The 16,202-nt window shown below is 64.4% G+C and carries 12 protein-coding genes and 1 pseudogene; 7 read left to right on the top strand and 6 right to left on the bottom strand.

Going from position 1 to position 16,202, the window contains the following annotated elements:
* From M2320_RS22630 to M2320_RS22605, 6 genes and pseudogenes are all read left to right on the top strand, one after another.
* Nucleotides 1–178, top strand: a pseudogene (locus M2320_RS22630) (IS5/IS1182 family transposase); the annotation flags it as partial.
* 171 nt (nt 179–349) lie between these two features.
* Entirely contained in the window at nt 350–520 is a 171-nt protein-coding gene (locus M2320_RS22625) for a hypothetical protein (RefSeq protein ID WP_264599240.1), read from the top strand.
* Nucleotides 521–966: 446 nt separating this feature from the next.
* Nucleotides 967–3,273, top strand: coding sequence for an ATP-binding protein (locus tag M2320_RS22620; RefSeq protein WP_264599239.1), 2,307 nt, complete (start codon nt 967–969; stop codon nt 3,271–3,273).
* On the top strand, nt 3,270–5,609 hold the full coding sequence (locus M2320_RS22615) for an ATP-binding protein (RefSeq protein ID WP_425540713.1): 2,340 nt from the start codon (nt 3,270–3,272) through the stop codon (nt 5,607–5,609). The genes M2320_RS22620 and M2320_RS22615 overlap by 4 nt, the downstream gene beginning before the upstream one ends.
* Nucleotides 5,606–6,076 carry a response regulator gene (locus M2320_RS22610; RefSeq protein ID WP_264599238.1) on the top strand — a complete coding sequence of 157 codons (471 nt, stop codon included), beginning with the start codon at nt 5,606–5,608 and terminating at the stop codon, nt 6,074–6,076. Before M2320_RS22615 ends, M2320_RS22610 begins: the two co-directional genes overlap by 4 nt.
* On the top strand, nt 6,073–7,203 hold the full coding sequence (locus M2320_RS22605; RefSeq protein WP_264599237.1) for a hybrid sensor histidine kinase/response regulator: 1,131 nt from the start codon (nt 6,073–6,075) through the stop codon (nt 7,201–7,203). Before M2320_RS22610 ends, M2320_RS22605 begins: the two co-directional genes overlap by 4 nt.
* 262 nt (nt 7,204–7,465) lie before the next feature.
* Here the strand turns inward: M2320_RS22605 and M2320_RS22600 are convergent, their stop codons facing one another.
* The 6 genes from M2320_RS22600 to M2320_RS22575 all read right to left on the bottom strand — a co-directional run bounded on the left by M2320_RS22600 (nt 7,466) and on the right by M2320_RS22575 (nt 14,469).
* The gene (locus tag M2320_RS22600) at nt 7,466–8,131 is read right to left on the bottom strand and encodes a spermidine synthase (protein ID WP_264599236.1); all 666 of its coding nucleotides are present in this window, start codon (nt 8,129–8,131) and stop codon (nt 7,466–7,468) included.
* 380 nt (nt 8,132–8,511) lie between these two features.
* Nucleotides 8,512–8,874, bottom strand: coding sequence for a hypothetical protein (locus M2320_RS22595; protein WP_264599235.1), 363 nt, complete (start codon nt 8,872–8,874; stop codon nt 8,512–8,514).
* Nucleotides 8,875–9,005: 131 nt separating this feature from the next.
* Nucleotides 9,006–10,061 carry a DUF389 domain-containing protein gene (locus tag M2320_RS22590; protein ID WP_264599234.1) on the bottom strand — a complete coding sequence of 352 codons (1,056 nt, stop codon included), beginning with the start codon at nt 10,059–10,061 and terminating at the stop codon, nt 9,006–9,008.
* 249 nt (nt 10,062–10,310) lie between these two features.
* Nucleotides 10,311–11,696, bottom strand: coding sequence for a DUF1254 domain-containing protein (locus M2320_RS22585; protein ID WP_264599233.1), 1,386 nt, complete (start codon nt 11,694–11,696; stop codon nt 10,311–10,313).
* Nucleotides 11,697–11,791: 95 nt separating this feature from the next.
* Nucleotides 11,792–12,619, bottom strand: a complete 828-nt coding sequence (locus M2320_RS22580; protein ID WP_264599232.1) for an alpha/beta fold hydrolase — start codon at nt 12,617–12,619, stop codon at nt 11,792–11,794.
* A 116-nt stretch (nt 12,620–12,735) separates the two neighbouring features.
* Nucleotides 12,736–14,469, bottom strand: a complete 1,734-nt coding sequence (locus M2320_RS22575; protein ID WP_264599231.1) for an amidohydrolase — start codon at nt 14,467–14,469, stop codon at nt 12,736–12,738.
* 345 nt (nt 14,470–14,814) lie between these two features.
* On the opposite strand from M2320_RS22575, the gene M2320_RS22570 reads away from it, so the two are divergent.
* Complete coding sequence (locus M2320_RS22570) at nt 14,815–15,933, top strand: IS110 family transposase (protein ID WP_264599230.1); 1,119 nt, start codon at nt 14,815–14,817, stop codon at nt 15,931–15,933.
* Nucleotides 15,934–16,202: the final 269 nt, after the last annotated feature.

The raw sequence follows: 16,202 nt of genomic DNA, 5'->3' as shown, positions 1-16,202 counted from the left end.
GCCAACCGCAAATGGAAGAACTGCTTCTCGCCGTTCCTCTATCGCAACCGCAACGCCATCGAACGCATGTTCTGCCGCCTGAAAGACTTCCGGCGTGTGGCCACGCGATACGACGCGAAACGCCGTCAATTACCTCGCAACCGTCTGCCTCGCCGCGACCGTCAGCTACTGGTTATGAGTCCGGAACCTAGTAGAGTTTGGTCGCCTCCAGCTTCATCGCGTTCACATGGGCGGCGGCGAGCACCTTTTCCTCGGCGGCATACAGATTGGGCAAGTCCGTCTTGCGCACAAAGCACTGGAGCATGGTGATGTGCGGGGTGTGGGCTTCATCAAGGGCAAAGCCCTTAGGATGGACACCGAGCAGGCGAGCGTTGTTGCACGCCTCGCCGAGATCTCGGCTAGCGGTTTTGTCACGCTGCACAAGCCAATCGAACCCGATGATCTGCGCCGCACCTTGGATTCATTGTTGGCGATTAACGACCGGGCTCCGTCTGACAGCGCCCCAGGAACAGCCCTTTGACGGCAATCTCATGCAAGATATACGAGGCAGCATGGAGCGCCGCCGTCCTCGCCGAGCCGCGGCGAGATCGTGAACGATCTTCTCCGCGGAGCGCGTCTAATCCGAAGCCTGACTTAATGAAAGTTCGCCCGAGAGCGACATGAACTGGCTCGACGCCGCGCCCTGCTGGCCGTTGAAGAGCCGACTGCCTTGAGCGCGGCGGCAAGAAGCCCACGGTCAAGCTGCTACGGGTCAGATCGGCTCTAAGGCGTGATAGGAAAAGGCTCGGGAATGCCTGCTCTTCAGCTTTCAACGGCCTTCTCGAGGTTTACTCCTGGTTGCTGGTCGGAGCGTTGCCACCCGATCCCCCTCCGTTGTAAAGTAAGCGTCCAAAGGCCGAGATCAAGCAAACGCTGGTGAAAGGCCGGTTCAGGGGAACCCGCGCTTTCGCCAGCCGCGAGAATGACATGAACGACAGGCCTGCTCCGGAAAAGGTCGATCCGACCAATTGCGACCGCGAACCCATCCACATTCCCGGCGCCGTCCAGCCCCACGGCGTGCTGTTCGCCTTCACGGAAGAGCGCTTCGAGGTCGTCAATGTCAGCTCCAACTTGCCGCAGTTCGCCCCGCTCCAGCCGGGCGACATGCTGGGCAGGTCGCTGGCCGACGTGTTCGAGCCCTGCAGCGCCGCGGCCCTGCGCGCGGCGCTCGACGAGACCGGCGCAACTGTCGGGTCGCTCATCCCGGTCCGGTTCGCCGCTGGCGGCGCCGAATCCGTCGGCTCCATCCACCGCCATGATGGTCTGACCTTCGTCGAACTCGAGAGGCAGGAGCACGACGCCAGCGACGCCCACGACTTCTTCGGGCGCACCAGCGGGGCGATCAAGCGGTTGCAGGCCGCGCAAACCCTGGAGAGCGCCTGCGCGGCGGCGGCGGCGGAAGTCCGCAAGATCACCGGCTTCGACCGCGTCAAGGTCTACCGTTTCGCCGACGACTTCAGCGGGCAGGTGATCGCCGAGGACCGCGACCAAGCGGTGGAATCCTTTCTGGGGCTGCACTTCCCCCCCTCCGACATTCCAGCCCAGGCGCGCAAGCTTTATTGCCTCAACCCGCTGCGCGTTATTCCCGACATCGACTACGTCCCGGCGCCCATCGTTCCGAACCTCAACCCGCTCAACGGCCAGCCGATCGACCTTAGCCTGTCGGTGTTGCGCAGTGTGTCACCGATTCATCTTGAATACATGCGCAACATCGGCATGCGCGGCTCCATGTCGATTTCGATCATGCGCGGCGAGCGTCTCTGGGGGCTGATCGCCTGCCACAATCGCGAACCGCGGCAGGCGGGGCCCGACGCGCGCCAGGCCGCCGAGATGATCGCCCAGGTCCTCGCCTGGCAAATTGGCGTGATGGAGGAGGAGGCGGTCACGAGCCAGACCCTGAAGGGCAAGGCTATCCAGCGCAGTCTAATCAGCGACATCGAGCAATTACACGACCATCGCGCCGGGCTGGTGCGCAACAGCGCGGCCCTGCTGGAACTGATGGGCGCCTCCGGCCTGTGCCTGCACAGCCGTGAAGGCGTCACCACGCTCGGCGCCACGCCGCCCGAGGCCGCGATCGAACGCCTCGTGAATGTCCTGGGGCGCGCCGAGGGGACGGAACTGTTCCAGACCGACCGGCTGTCCGCGCTACTGCCCGAAGCCGCAGCTTATGCGGACGTCGCCAGCGGCGTGCTGGCCGTGCCGCTGTCGCGGTCGCCGCCGCGCCGGGTGATGCTGTGGTTCCGTCCAGAGGTGGCGCAGACCGTTCGCTGGGCGGGCGATCCAGACAAGCCGGTCACCAATGTCGAGGGCGAACTGCGTCTCAGCCCCCGCAAATCCTTCGCCGCATGGACCGAGGAAACCCGCGGCCGGGCGATCCCTTGGCAGAGCCACGAAATCGCGGCGGCCGTGGAAATTCGCGATCTCGTCACCGGCGTGATCCTGCGCAACACCGAAAAGCTCGAGCGCGTGAACAGCCAGCTCGCGCGCAGCAATGAGGAACTTGAGGCCTTCGCCCACGTCGCCTCCCACGACATCAAGGAGCCGCTCCGCCATATCGAGGCGTTCGCCGGCATGTTGGGCGAATCCATTCGCCCGCTCGGCGACGAACGGCTGAGCAATCTGGTCGGCGGCATCGAAAGCTCCTCGCGGCGGCTGCGCAACCTGATCAAGGATCTCGCCGAATTCTCCCAGGTCGGGCGGCGGGCCAAGCCCCTGGCCTCGGCCTCGCTGCAGCAGATCGCCGAGGAAGTGGTCGCCGACCTGCACCAGCGCATCGAGGAAACAGCGGCGACGGTGGAGATCGGCGCGCTGCCCGACGTGCATTGCGACCACAACCAGATGCGGCAGGTCCTGCAGAATCTCCTGTCCAACGCGGTGAAATACCGCCATCCCGACCGTCCCTGCCATATCCGCATCTTCACCGCCACCCTCGGCGAGGACGAGCGCCGCAGCGACGCGGCGCAGGGCGCCGCAACCCGCATTTGCATCAGCGACAATGGCATTGGCTTCGATCCGAAATATGCCGGGCAGATTTTTGAGCCCTTCCAGCGGCTTCATGGCCCCGACGCCTATGAGGGCAGCGGCATCGGGCTGGCGATCTGCCGTAAGATTGTGCAGCGCCACGGCGGAGCGGTGGGCGTCGAGACCTCGCCAGGCCTAGGATCGACCTTCTGGTTCACGCTCGCGACGCCGCCGGAGACCAGGACGCAAGCGCCGGAGCGCTCGCAGCCATGACCAACCCCTCGAAATCGCCCACGCCGCCCCACCTGATGGACGCCTACGGGGACACCGCCGCGCTCGACGTGACCGAATGCGACCGCGAGCCGATTCACATCCCCGGGTCCATCCAACCCCACGGCGTTCTTCTGGCCTTTGTCGAACCCGACCTGCGGCCGGTTTCGGTCAGCGCCAATATCGAGGCGCTGGTCGGGCGGTCGCCCGAGGCGGTAGTCCGCGAGCCCCTGTCGGCGTTGCTGACGCGCGAGAGTCTCGAAGCCCTCGCAGCGGTGCTGGCCAACTCCGAGGTCGCCATTTTCAATCCGTTGCGGATCGCCGCGCTCACCACCGAGGGACCGCAGCCGTTCAACGGCATCGTCCACCGCCACCAGGGCTTGACCTTCCTCGAACTCGAACCCCGGCGCTGCGGCGTGCAGGACCCCGAGTTCTTCCGCAACATTCGCGCGGCGATCCGCCGGCTGCAAAACGCCACGGACCTCAAGACGGTCTGCGACATCGCGGCGCGCGAGGTGCGCCGCCTCACCGGCTTCGACCGGGTGAAGATCTACCGCTTCGCCAAGGACTGGAGCGGCCAGGTCATCGCCGAAGATCGAGTCGACGGCATTCCCTCGCTTTACGACTTCCGCTTTCCGGCCTCCGACATCCCGGCCCAGGCGCGCGCGCTCTACACGAGCAACCCGATCCGCATCATTCCGGACATCGGCTATCGCGCGACGCCGCTCGTGCCCGACTTCAACCCCGTGACCGGCGGGCCGATCGACATCAGCTTCGCCGTGCTGCGCAGCGTGTCGCCTGTCCACATCGAATACATGGTCAACATGGCGGTCTATGGCGCCATGTCAGTCTCGATCGTGAGGGACGGCCAGCTGTGGGGCATGATCTCCTGCCACAATACCCTGCCACGCTTCGTCTCCTACGAGGTGCGGCAGGCCTGCGAACTGATTGCCCAGATCCTGACGTGGCAGATCACCGTCGCCGACGAGGCCGAGATCGTCAGCCACAATGTCCAGGTCCGCGCCATGCAGAACCGCATGCTGCACGAACTCGGCGACGAGCGCGACCTCAAGCAATGGCTGGTGCGGCGCGGCGCCGACATGCTGGCGCTGATGAGCGCGTCGGGCTTCGCCCTGTGCGGCTTCGACGGCATCACCGCCTTCGGCGACACGCCGACGGACAAGGAAATCCTCGACCTCGTCGCCTGGCTGGCGCGCAACGAATCGCGCGGCGTGTTCGAGACCGACAATCTCTCGGCCCGCTATGCCGAGGCGGCGCAGTACACGCATCTGGCCAGCGGCGTGCTCGCCGTGCCGCTCGGACGGGTGTCCTCGACGCTGATGCTGTGGTTCCGTCCCGAGCAGGCGCAGACCGTGACCTGGGGCGGCAATCCGCATAAGCCGGTGCGGATCGGCCCGCATGGCGGACGGCTCCAGACCCGGGCGTCCTTCGACGCGTGGCGCGAGGAGGTGCGCGGCCGCTCAAAACCTTGGCGCAGCCACGAGGTGGCGGCGGCGGTGGAAATTCGCGACCTCGTCGTCGACGTCATCCTCGGCAACGCCGATGCGCTGGAGCGGGCGAACCGGGAGCTTTCACGCAGCAACGACGAACTGGAATCCTTCGCCTATGTCGCAGCCCACGACCTCAAGGAGCCGCTGCGCCATATCGAAGCCTTCGCCGGCCTGCTCAAGGATTCGTTGTCGCCCGAGGAGCGGTCCCGGCTGAGCGCCATGATGGACGGCATCGAGGCGTCGTCGCGGCGCCTGCGGGCCTTGATCAACGATCTCGCCGAATATTCGCGCGTCGGGCGCGACACAAGGCCGTTCGCGCCGGTGGCGCTGGACGAGGTGTTGGCCGAGGTGCTGGCCGATCTCAAGCCGGTGCTGAACGACACCCGGACCGTCGTCACGTCGGAGCCGCTGCCCGTGGTGCTGTGCGATGGCGGGCAAATCCGCCAGTTGCTGCAGAACCTGATCTCCAACGCCGTGAAATACCGCGACGCGGCGCGCCCGCCCCGGATCGCCATCAGCGGCGCGTTTGACCACGTTTCGCACGAAAAATCCCCGTCCGCTGGCGAACAGCATAGTCGCGTGCGGATCGTCGTCGAGGACAACGGCATCGGCTTCGACGAAAAGTATTGCGAGCAGATCTTCGAGCCCTTCCAGCGGCTACACGGACCGGACGAATATGAGGGAACGGGCATAGGACTGGCGATCTGCCGCAAAATCGTGCAAAGGCACGGAGGAGTTATCACCGCGCAAAGCCGGCCCGGCCTGGGCTCCGTCTTCGCCTTCACCCTGCCGCTACCCGGTTCGGACCGGGGGGATCGCCGGACATGAGCCCAAACCGGGAGCCACCCGCCCCGATCGTGCTGGTCGCAGAAGATCATATCCACGACAAGATCATCCTCGAGGAGGTCTTTTCGCGCGCGGGCATCAAGGCCGATCTGCGCTTCGTCGGCGACGGCGAGCAGTTGCTCGACTACCTGAACCGGCGGGGACGCTACGCGGAGGAAGGCGCCGCGCCGACGCCGGCCTTGATCCTGCTCGATCTCAATATGCCGCGCCTGGACGGGCGCAGGGTCATCCGCATGATGCGCGGCGATGAAACCCTGCGGCATTTTCCGGTGATCGCCCTATCGACCTCCGAAAGCCAGAAGCACATCACCGAGGCCTATTCGATCGGGATCAACGCCTATCTGGTCAAGCCCGCCAACATTCCCGACTATGTCGCCAAGATAGCGTCGCTTTGGCAGTTCTGGATGGCGACCGCGTCCTTGCCGGTTGTGGAGACCCCGCCGCCATGAGCGCCGCGACGGTGAGAGCGCTGCTGGTCGACGACGCGGAGATCGAGTTCCTTTCTCTGCGGCGCATGCTGCAAAAATTGCCGAAGCCGCTTTACCGTCTCGACTGGGCGCAGAGCGCCGCAGAGGGGCTCTCGGCGCTCCAGCGCGACGCGTACGACGTCTACCTGATCGATTTCAAACTCGGTCCGGACAGCGGGCTCGATCTTATCCGCCAGGCGCGCGAACTCGGCGTGATGAAGCCCATCATCCTGCTGACCGCTTATGGCAATGCCGCGATCGACGCCGCGGCGACCGAAATCGGCGCCAACGACTATCTCGCCAAGGGCGAGTTCGACGCCGTGACCCTCGACCGCGCGGTGCGCTACGCCACGCGACAGGCGCGCAACATGATCGAGATGGAGCGCCGCCTCGCCGAAAACAGGGCGGTGATCGACAGGCTGCAACTCGAAACCGAGCGGCGCACCCTCGCCGAGGCCGAACTGTCGAAAATTCTGGCATCCATGGTGACGGAGCAGGAGGCAGAGCGCCGGCGCATTACCCGCGAGTTGCACGACAATATCGGCCAGTCCCTGACCCTTCTGCAAATGGGGCTAGCCTCGCTGAGACGCTGCTCGGAGATCGAATGCACGGTGCGCGGGGAGGCCGCCGCGCTTCTTGACGTCACCAGGCACATGAGCGCCGAATTGCACCGGCTCGCCTGGGAAATCCGGCCGGCCGTGCTTGATGACCTGGGGCTGGAGTCGGCGATCAGCCAGCTCGCGGCGGACTGGGGAAAGCGCGGCGGGCTGACCTTCGACCTACGCCTGTTTCTCGGCCCGCGCCGGTTGGCCCCTGAGATCGAAAGTGCGATCTATCGCGTCGTCCAGGAAGCCATAACGAACGTGGTGCGCCACTCCGAAGCGAAGCAGGTCGGAATCATCCTGAAACTCAGGGGCGAAGAAGTGATCTGCATCGTCGAGGACGACGGACGAGGCATTTGCAGCGACCAACGGGAGGGGTCCGATGCGCGACCGAAGGGGCTCGGCATGATTGGCATGAAGGAGCGCCTCGCTCTGGTTCGCGGAACTATCGAGATCGAGTCCGCACCCAGGAGCGGCACTACTCTGTTCCTACGCGTGCCGCTGTGATGTTCATCATTCCCAAAAGCGACGGCAAGCCCAACGATCTCGATCATTACGAGGGCCGCTTCGGCGTTGAGGATACGCGCCATGCGGTTCAAGAGGCGCGAAGGCTCGGCCAAGGCGTGGTCTGCGTCGACATCGAAAGCCAAATGCGCGCCAGCCTGCCGCATCTGTTCGGCCCGGCGGGTTTCGCGCTTGTGTCGAAGCCGGTAAACTCTCCAGGGCGTTGCCCGCGATCTACCGGCGACTGTTGGAGTAAGTCAGGCGTTCAAGCGATGGCGAGCCAAACGGTATGGCTGGCGCCGCGCTTGTTCCTGCTGGCGCGAGGGTGCGCGACTTCGACAGCAAAACCCGCCGCCTTTAACCGTTGCGTGAAAGCCGCGTCGTCAGCCGCCGACCAGACGGCCAAAACGCCCCTCGGCGTCAAAGCCTTGCGCGCCCGCCTCAAACCTTCGGGCCGATAAAGGCCGTCATTCGCCTTAAGGGTCAGGCCATCCGGGCCATTGTCGACGTCGAGCAGGATAGCGTCCCAGAGCCCGCTTCCGGCGATCTCGCGCGCCACATCAGCCTGTTTCAGGGTCAGGCGCGGATCGGCGAGGCTTCCCGCGAAAACTTCCGCCATCGGGCCGTGCGCCCAAGCGATGACCTCGCTGACGAGTTCCGCAACGACGATCTTCGCCCGCGGGCCCAGACAGGCGAGCGCCGTCCGCAGGGTGAAACCCATGCCCAGGCCGCCGATCAGGATTTTGGGCGCGTCGCGGCCGGCGAGCCGTGCGCAGGTCAGGCTGGACAGGGCTTCTTCCGACCCCGACAGACGGGAATTCATCAGTTCGTTGTCGCCGAGCATGATCGAAAACTCGCCGCCGCGCTGCTTGAGCCGCAGCGTCCCGCCGTCGGGAAGTGCGGCGCTGTCGAGCAGGATCCAGGGGAGCATGAGAGGGGTCCAGTTTGAGAGGCTCCTCGATAGACCGATTCGCGGACGGCCGCTCGCTCCAGGCAAAACTCAGGGCGCCGCGAAGCCCAGGGCAATCGCATTTCAGATTTGAGCGAGCAGGTCGGCGAGGAAATACGGATTGGCGCCGCCACTAACACGCGGGGCGCCTCCGCACTCTTTCTCGATGATGATACCATCCCGCGCTGGCACGCGCTGTTCCTGGAAGATGGTCTTGAAGGTCTGACGCGCTTTGACGCCGGCGGCAGTTCCTCGCGTCTTTCAACGGCGCAGGAAGAAGCGTTGATCGCTTGGGTCGCAACGAAATTGCCGCGCTCGACGCGCGCGGTCGGCGCCTACAGCGCGCGCGAACTCGATGTCGTTTATGAAAGCCGGTCAGGTCTCATCGCTCTTCTGCATCGGCGTGGGCTCGAATACAGCAAGCTTGAGGCGATCGGCCGCAAGTCGACGTGCAAAAGCAGAAGGCGTTCGTCGAGGCCCAGCTCGTCAACGGAGCCGACCGCCAGGATGCGGTCGCCAAGGACGGCGACGGCGGTGGCGGACGGCTTGTCCGGATCGAGCGTGATGATGTCCTTCGCGCGAAAGATCGTGACCTGCGGCAGTTTTTTCCGATCGAACCGGCCGGCCACATCCTGCAATGAACTCTCCTGAGCCAGCGCGGGCGCAGGGCTGGCCGCCTCGCAGATGAAAACGCCGGCCGGCGCCGCCGCCGTGGATTTCAGCATCTGGCGACGCGAGGGAAAGGTGAAGTTGCGGAACGCTTCGGCAAAGGCCGGATTGCACATGACGCACATATCATTTGCCTCCAAATACAGGGGTCATCGGCGATGCCCGCGCCTCATGCCGAGTGCGGCGTTTACCGCAGCATGTTGATTTCGCTCCGCCGAGTCTGGAAAGCAGGCCCCTCGCGCGTCATTTCTTCCACCAGCAACGTGCGCAGATGCAGGGATAGATTCCGGCCGACAGCGCGATCAATCTCGTCATCAAGGCGCGCCACCATCTCCGCCGTAAAAGTCGCTGGCGCCCGAACGACGACGAAAGCCACCCGCCGCCCGTCCTCGTTCTCCAGGCGAACCTCAACGACATGCGCGCCCGGCGTGTTTTTCAATCCGCTTTCAATGGCGGCGAGCACGGAATTTCGCAGCGAGACTTCCTCGACGCTGCGGTGCAAGGCGTCAATCAGGTAGAAGCCAAGCAGCACAAGAAGCAGGAGAGGAACGGAACGGGCCGCGAGCGTCAGCAGCGACGAATTTTTCGCCAGCCTGGCGCGATGGCCGAGGACGAGAAACGTCGCCATGGCCGCCGTGGCTATCGCGACCAGGTTTGTAAAAAAGAGAAGCGCGGCGCCGGCCGCAAGCGTCGGATAACCCCGCGCGATAAGGATGCCGCATGCGGTGAGCGGCGGACAAAGGGCGGTCGCGATCGCGACGCCGACGATTGCGCCGCTGATGCGCGGAGAGGCGGAGGCGTAGGCGCCCGCCGCGCCGCCGACCAGCGCGATCATCAGGTCGAGCAGGTTTGGCTTCGTGCGCGCGAGCAATTGGTCGCTCAGCGGAATCTTCCAGTGCACCAGACCTATGAGGATGCCTATCGCCAGAACCCAGGCGACACCCGCGATCTCGGAGATCAGCGCCCTCGCCAGAAGTGAGGCGTCGAGTTCGGCGAGAGCGAGTCCGATCGCAAGGATTGGCCCGTAGAGCATTGCGATCAGCATCGCGCCGATGATCACCGCTTCGGAATTCGCCAGGAGGCCGTAACCGGCGATCAGCGTCGCCGCCGCGTTCAGTACGAAGTAGCTGACGGACAGGGTTGCGCCGGAGGCTGCGACGACCCGCGTTTCCTCCCGGCCGGCCAGGCGCTCCGAGGCGATGTGAAACAGGTCGGAGAACCGATGGGTCGAGAAATCGGACAAGCGCAGCTCCACGAGCAAGTCGCTTCAAGTGCTCGGGGAAGCGCCAGTTCGGCGCGCTCCAGACTTTGCGACGGTGATATTTCCAGCGGCGACAACTTGGAGATCAGCCGGCGCCATGATCATTTTGCGTCAATCTATCTTGGCGGAAAGTCGCGGAAAGAATCCGTTTCTCCTGGAAAACTCCACCCCCACCCCGCGCGAAGCTTGGGGAATGGTGTGATCCATGCCGCCTGACCCTGAGCATTTCTCTCACTCGATGCGCGATATTTTCGGGGGCTGCCACGTCTGGTTCAGGATGTCGTCCCCAGGCAGATACGTGCGAAGGAAGAGGAAGAACGGTCCGTCCGGCGCGGGCAGCCAGTTGCTCTCCCTGTCGGCGCCTGGCGCGTCCTTCTGGATGTAGATCGTGAGGCCGCCGTCGGCGTCGCGCTTCATGCCCGAGCGGTCGCCGAGCGAATAGCGGTTGATCGGATTGGCGACGAGATTGTACTTCAGATTGTACATCGTGAGCGACCAGAACGCCTTGACCTTCGGCTCGGCGCCCTTGTCGAAATGGATGACGTAGCGATTGGCCCCCGACAGCTTCTTGCCTTCGCCGTCGACCGAGACGTTGAGATAGACCGCCTCTATCGGGTCGTTGGCGTTGAAGCCCGCGGCGGGCTGGATCGCACGCAAGAGCCAGTCGCGGGTCTGCGTCATTCTTCCCGTTTCGGGGGGCGGGTAGTTCCAGCCGTTGACATTGGTCTGCCGGTAGCCGTCGGCGAAGGCGCTGTTGATGATTGTCCGCCCGTCGACCGCGGCGCGGGCGAGACCCCGCTTCGTGCTGGCGTCCAGCTTGTCTATGTCGAGGCCGGGCCCGACGCCGATGCGGGCGAAGGACTGGAGCATATCGGCGTCGCGCGGGTCGGCCGCGACTTCGAGCATCGAGCGGTTGATCGTCCTCCACTCGTTGAGCGGATCGGCGGCCCGGTCGAGCGGCCGCCAGATCTCGCCGCTTTTTGGCGGGGGCGCCGCCGGGTTCTCCCATTGCGAGAGGGGCGTCAGCTTGTACTTATCCTGGATGGCGTGCGCCGCGTCCAGATCGGACGCATCCTTGACGGCGGTGCGCACCTGGAGGAACGCCCACGGCGTCGACGCGGACGGCAAGGCCGTCACGCCCGCCGGCAGCGAGCCCTTCCAGCCCGGCCCCACGATCGCGAAGGTTCCGGCCCCGTCGCCGGTCGCGCGCGTGCCGACATAGGCGAAATTGTCATCCATGTAATCGGTGAGTTCGACCGAGTGGTACCGGTCCGAAATGGCTGGCACGCTGAGGATGATGGGCTCCTCCTTCAGGTACAGCCAGGAGCGGGAATAGAGCGTGTCGTTGTTGGGCGAGCCGCCGTCCACATGGCTCGCGTCCTTCAGGTCACGAAAATGAAACAGCTGGTTCGCCTGGTGGCCGACATCGGCGCTTCGGAACCATCGCTGGTCGGTCATGTAAGACCACGGAAACGTGTAGATATAGGCCTGAACGCCCAGCGCGTAGGCGTTCATCTCGCGCCAGTCGGGCTTGGTGTCCTGCGCGCTGGCTCTGAGCGCCGGAACGGTGAGCAGTGCGGCGATCGTCGCCGTGAGAGTTAAAGCTCGAACGTTCATCTTCGTCGCCCCCCTTTGGACCGATGTGTTCCGCTTCCAGCCGCGGCAGGACGCGGTCTTGGACGAGCGGCAAGTCTTCTCGATGGACCAATCCGCTATTTGGTCGCGCCGGACCGAGCCTGAATGAAACCGACGATCAGGCGGCGCAGGTCTTCGGGCTGCTCGTTGATCATGTTATGGCCGCAGCCGGGAAGCCCCGCGAGCCAGGTGTTCGGGCGAGTCTCGGCGATTTTGTAGGCGTTCTCCGGCACGGCGACACGGTCGAGAAGGCAGGTGATCGCGAGCATCGGCGCGGTTCCGCCCATGCTCCAGGCGTCCTTGGGCGTCGCCTCGCTGGCCTTGGCCTGAGCGGCTGCAATCGCCGGGAACTGGCCTTCGTCCGCGTCCTTCTTAGCAAGGTGCTCGTTTCCAGGCGCGTACATCAACTTCGCCTGCAACGACAGCCATTCGGACTTGGGCACGTCGGGGTCGGTGTACCGCTTGTAGAGCGCGGTCGTTTCCGGCGAGGGTTGAACCTCGCCGCCAGCCCCGACCAGAATGATCGTCGCGACGCGGTCCGGCTTTGTCTGGGACGCGGCGCGCATGACCCTGTTGCCATAGGTCTTGCCGGCCAGATGCACCTTTTGCACACCGAGCGCGTCGGCGATCGCCCAGACATCATTGCCGTAATCGACCAGAGTCAGGCCGTCGAGCGGACCGCCGCTCGCGCCAATCCCGCGATAGTTGTAGACGACCGTGCGAATGCCGGCTGAGGCGATGGCCTTGGCGATATCCGTCAATTGCGACGCCGGCCGTCCGTTGCCGGCCGCCATGATCAGCGTTTCCGGTCCCTCGCCAAAGACGAAGGCTTCGATGGTTTGACCATGCGCGGAGATCAACCGGCGCGCATCGTCGCTCGCGCTCGCGTGAGTTATTGACCCCATACTGTAAGCGCCGATGGCCGCCGCCGCCGCGATCGCAGTGAACCTTCGTATCGCCCGAACGCTCATCCCCGTCCCCTTCCATTGGACCAATGTGTCCCGCAGCCCGCCCCTATCGCTCAGGTCGCTCTGTAGATGCTCTTTCCCTCCTTGATCGTCTCGACGACCTTCAGCGTGATCAACGCCTCGGGCTTCACCGCGAGCGGATTGTCGCTCAGGATCACGAAATCGGCGAGCTTGCCGGGCTCGATCGTGCCCTTGCTCGCCTCCTCGAAATATTGAATCGCCGGCCAGATCGTCATGGCCTTGAGCGCGGTCAGCGTGTCGACGCGCTCCTCTGGCCCGAGCACATAGCCGGAGCGCGTCACGCGCGTGACCGTCGCCGACAGCACGCGGATCGCGTCCGGGTTGGCGACCGGCGCGTCGTGATGGCTTGTGAAGATCATGCCAAGTTTTCGCGCCGAGTTGCAGGGCGAGATGCGCTCGGCCCGCTCCGGCCCCAGAACCGAACTGCGATGCCAGTCGCCCCAGTAATAGGTGTGCATTGGAAAGAAGGACGGTAGGATCGCCAGTTCCTTGAGCTTCGGCAGTTGGTCGAGCCTCGCCGTCTGGCCGTGGACCAGCACCGCGCGGCGGTCGCCGGGGCCGTGCTTCGCGGTCGCGTCGCCAACCGCCTCGATCAGCCAGTCGACCGCCGCGTCGCCATTGGCGTGGGTGAGGATCTGCCAGTTGTTGGCGAAAGCGAGATCCACGGCGTCGACGATTTGCGCCTTGGTGATCGCGGCATAGCCGCGATAGTCCGGGCCCTGTCCTTCCGGAGGCTTGTAATAGGGCTGCGAGAGGAACGCCGTCTTGCCCTGCGGCGAACCGTCAATGGTCGCTTTCGCGCCGCCGACGCGGACCCGGTTCTTGTATTCGCGCGAGGGCGCGATCTCCTTCAGCGACTGAAAGACGTCGGGATAGACGACGACATCGACGTCGAGCAAGCCGGCCTCGCCCGCCTTCGCAAGCATGGTCGCGCTGCCGGGCATGGCGCGGCCTTCCTGAACGGTCGTGTAGCCGAAGGAGGCGTAGAAGGCGGCCCCGGCCTTGATCATTTCGAGATAGGCGTGCAGGTCAAGACGGCCAAGAAGCTTGCCGATCGCAGCGAAGAACGCGGCTTCCTCACAGACCCCGTTCGGGGTCGCGCCGTCGGCGTCGCGGCGGAATGCGCCACCGGGCGGATTGGAAGTGTCCTTTGTCACGCCCACCTGATCCAGCGCCTTGCTGTTCAGGACGCCGAGATGGCCCGACTGGTGGACGATGACGATCGGAATGTCGGACGAAACGGCGTCGAGGTCTGCGCGGGTCGGGTGGCGCTGCTCCTTCAGCTGAGAATCGTCGTAGCCGAAGCCGATGATGACGCCGTAGCTTTCAATGATCTTGCCGTTCTTTGCCACCCACGCGCGCAGGATGCGTTGCAGCGCGGCGATGTCGTTCCCCTCGCCGTCAGGCGCCGGCAAAAGGTTGGCCGCCAGCGCCTGCAACCCGACCATGACGACATGGCCGTGCGGATCGACGAAGCCCGGGAGCAGCGCCTTGCCTTTGAGGTCGACAGTTTTGACAGGGCCGTTCGCCTGTCTTTCGACCTCGGCGCGGGCGCCGACGGCGACAATTTTCCCGCCACGAACGAGCACCGCCTCGGCGGTCGGCTGCGCGTCATTGATCGTGATGATCGGGCCACCGACAAAAAGTGTGTCGACGCTCTCGACCGCCGCCTCGACGGGGCTGCAAACGAAGCTCCGCGTCGCCCCCGCCATCCCGGCCAATGCGAACCCGGCGAACGCTTGTTTCAGGAGCGCGCGGCGGGACATGGCGTCCGCGAGGGCTCCGGCGAATGGACTACAAGCAAAACACATGCACGTCTCCCAACACCGAGAAAAACGCGTTGATCATTATCCAGAAATATAATCTAGTCTAACAGGCCGGGAGCTTATTGACCAGCTTGCTGCATCCAACGGGAGCGCAAACCTAATCGGCAATGCTGCTCGACGGTCCGTAACCTGCGCGCTCCGTCTGGCGTTGAAAATACGCAAATCTGAGATAACTAGACGCTATGACCGTGGTCGAACGGGTGGTCCGCCCTTAACCTTTGCGCGCCTGAGCAAACGGGGGTTGCTTGGCGAGGCCGAGCCTATCCCCAGCAAAGGGGGCGGACCATGGTCGATGATAGCACCACTTATGTTGGAATCGATGCGTCGAAGGCGAAGCACGCGGTCGCCATCGCGGAATCTGGCCGAACCGGCGAAGTGCGATATTTCGGCGAGATTGAAACGACGCCTGCGGCGGTCGAACGATTCGTGCGTAAGCTTGAAAAGAAGCACCGGCGGCTGCACTTTTGCTACGAAGCCGGTTCCACCGGTTATGGCTTGTATCGCCAGATCGTCGCGATGGGCCATGCTTGCGAAGTGGTGGCTCCGTCCTGCGTTCCGATGCGCCCCGGGGACCGCGTAAAAACGAACCGTCGGGACGCGATCACCTTGGCTCGCCTGCTGCGCGCCGGCGAACTGACGGGAATTTGGGTTCCCGACGACGTCCACGAGGCGATGCGAGACCTCGTCCAAGCGCGCGAAGCCGCGAGCGAGGATCTGCGCAAGAAACGTCAGCCGTTACATTCTTTCCTTTTGCGACACGGGCGGATCTTTACAGGCCGGCGGCAGGGGAGCGCAGCCCACTTGCGGTGGCTGGCGGAGCAAAAGTTTGATCATCCGGCCCAACAGATCGTCTTCCAGGATCTGGTCGACGCGGTGCGCGATGCAACCGATCGTCTCGCCAGATTCGAAAGCCACATCGAGGAACTCGTCCCGGTTTGGTCGATGGCGCCGTTCGTGGCTGCCTATCAGGCTCTACGCGGGGTTTCCTTGATTGTCGCGGTTATTTTCGCCGTCGAAATCGGCGACGTTCGCCGCTACGGCAATCCGCGCCAATTGATGGGCTTCCTCGGCCCGGTTCCGTCGGAGCGCTCGACAGGCGACAGCGTGAAGCGCGGCGGGCTCACGCTGGCGGGCAACCGGCGGGCTCGGCGCGCGCTCGTCGAAGGCGCCTGGGGCTACCGCCATCCGGCCCGCGTCACCGAGACGATCCGAAAGCGTCTGGAGAATTTGCCGAAGGTCGTGCGCGACATCGCCTGGAAAGCGCTAGTCCGGCTTTGCAAGCGCTATCGCCAAATGACGTCGGCCGGCAAGAAGGCGCCCATCGTCATTGCGGCGATCGCCCGCGAAATGGCCGCCTTTCTCTGGGCCATCGGCCGCACGGTCGCCCCCCAGCCGACCGCGTGAAGGAGGACGTAATGATGGACGACGACGTTCGAGGTCTCCCGCGGCGGCATTCATCCACAGGGCCTCCGACGGGATGAAGAAAGCGATCAGGACGACAGCGAGGTGACGGGACGCGGCCACGGTGGGGAATTCCCGAGCGCCACTATGTGGCTGGCGCGATCCAACGCCCGACTCTAGGTCATGAACTCATAAACGGGATTCCCGAATCGCGGCCGCTCTGATTCAGTTTCCCCGATCTGGGGGCATGAGAATGGCTCGTTTTGATTTGA

The organism is Rhodoblastus acidophilus, assembly GCF_025961575.1.
GTDB classification, from domain to species: domain Bacteria; phylum Pseudomonadota; class Alphaproteobacteria; order Rhizobiales; family Beijerinckiaceae; genus Rhodoblastus; species Rhodoblastus acidophilus_C.
Note: the sequence above shows the minus strand (reverse complement) of the source record. Positions and strands in the feature narration are given on the sequence as shown.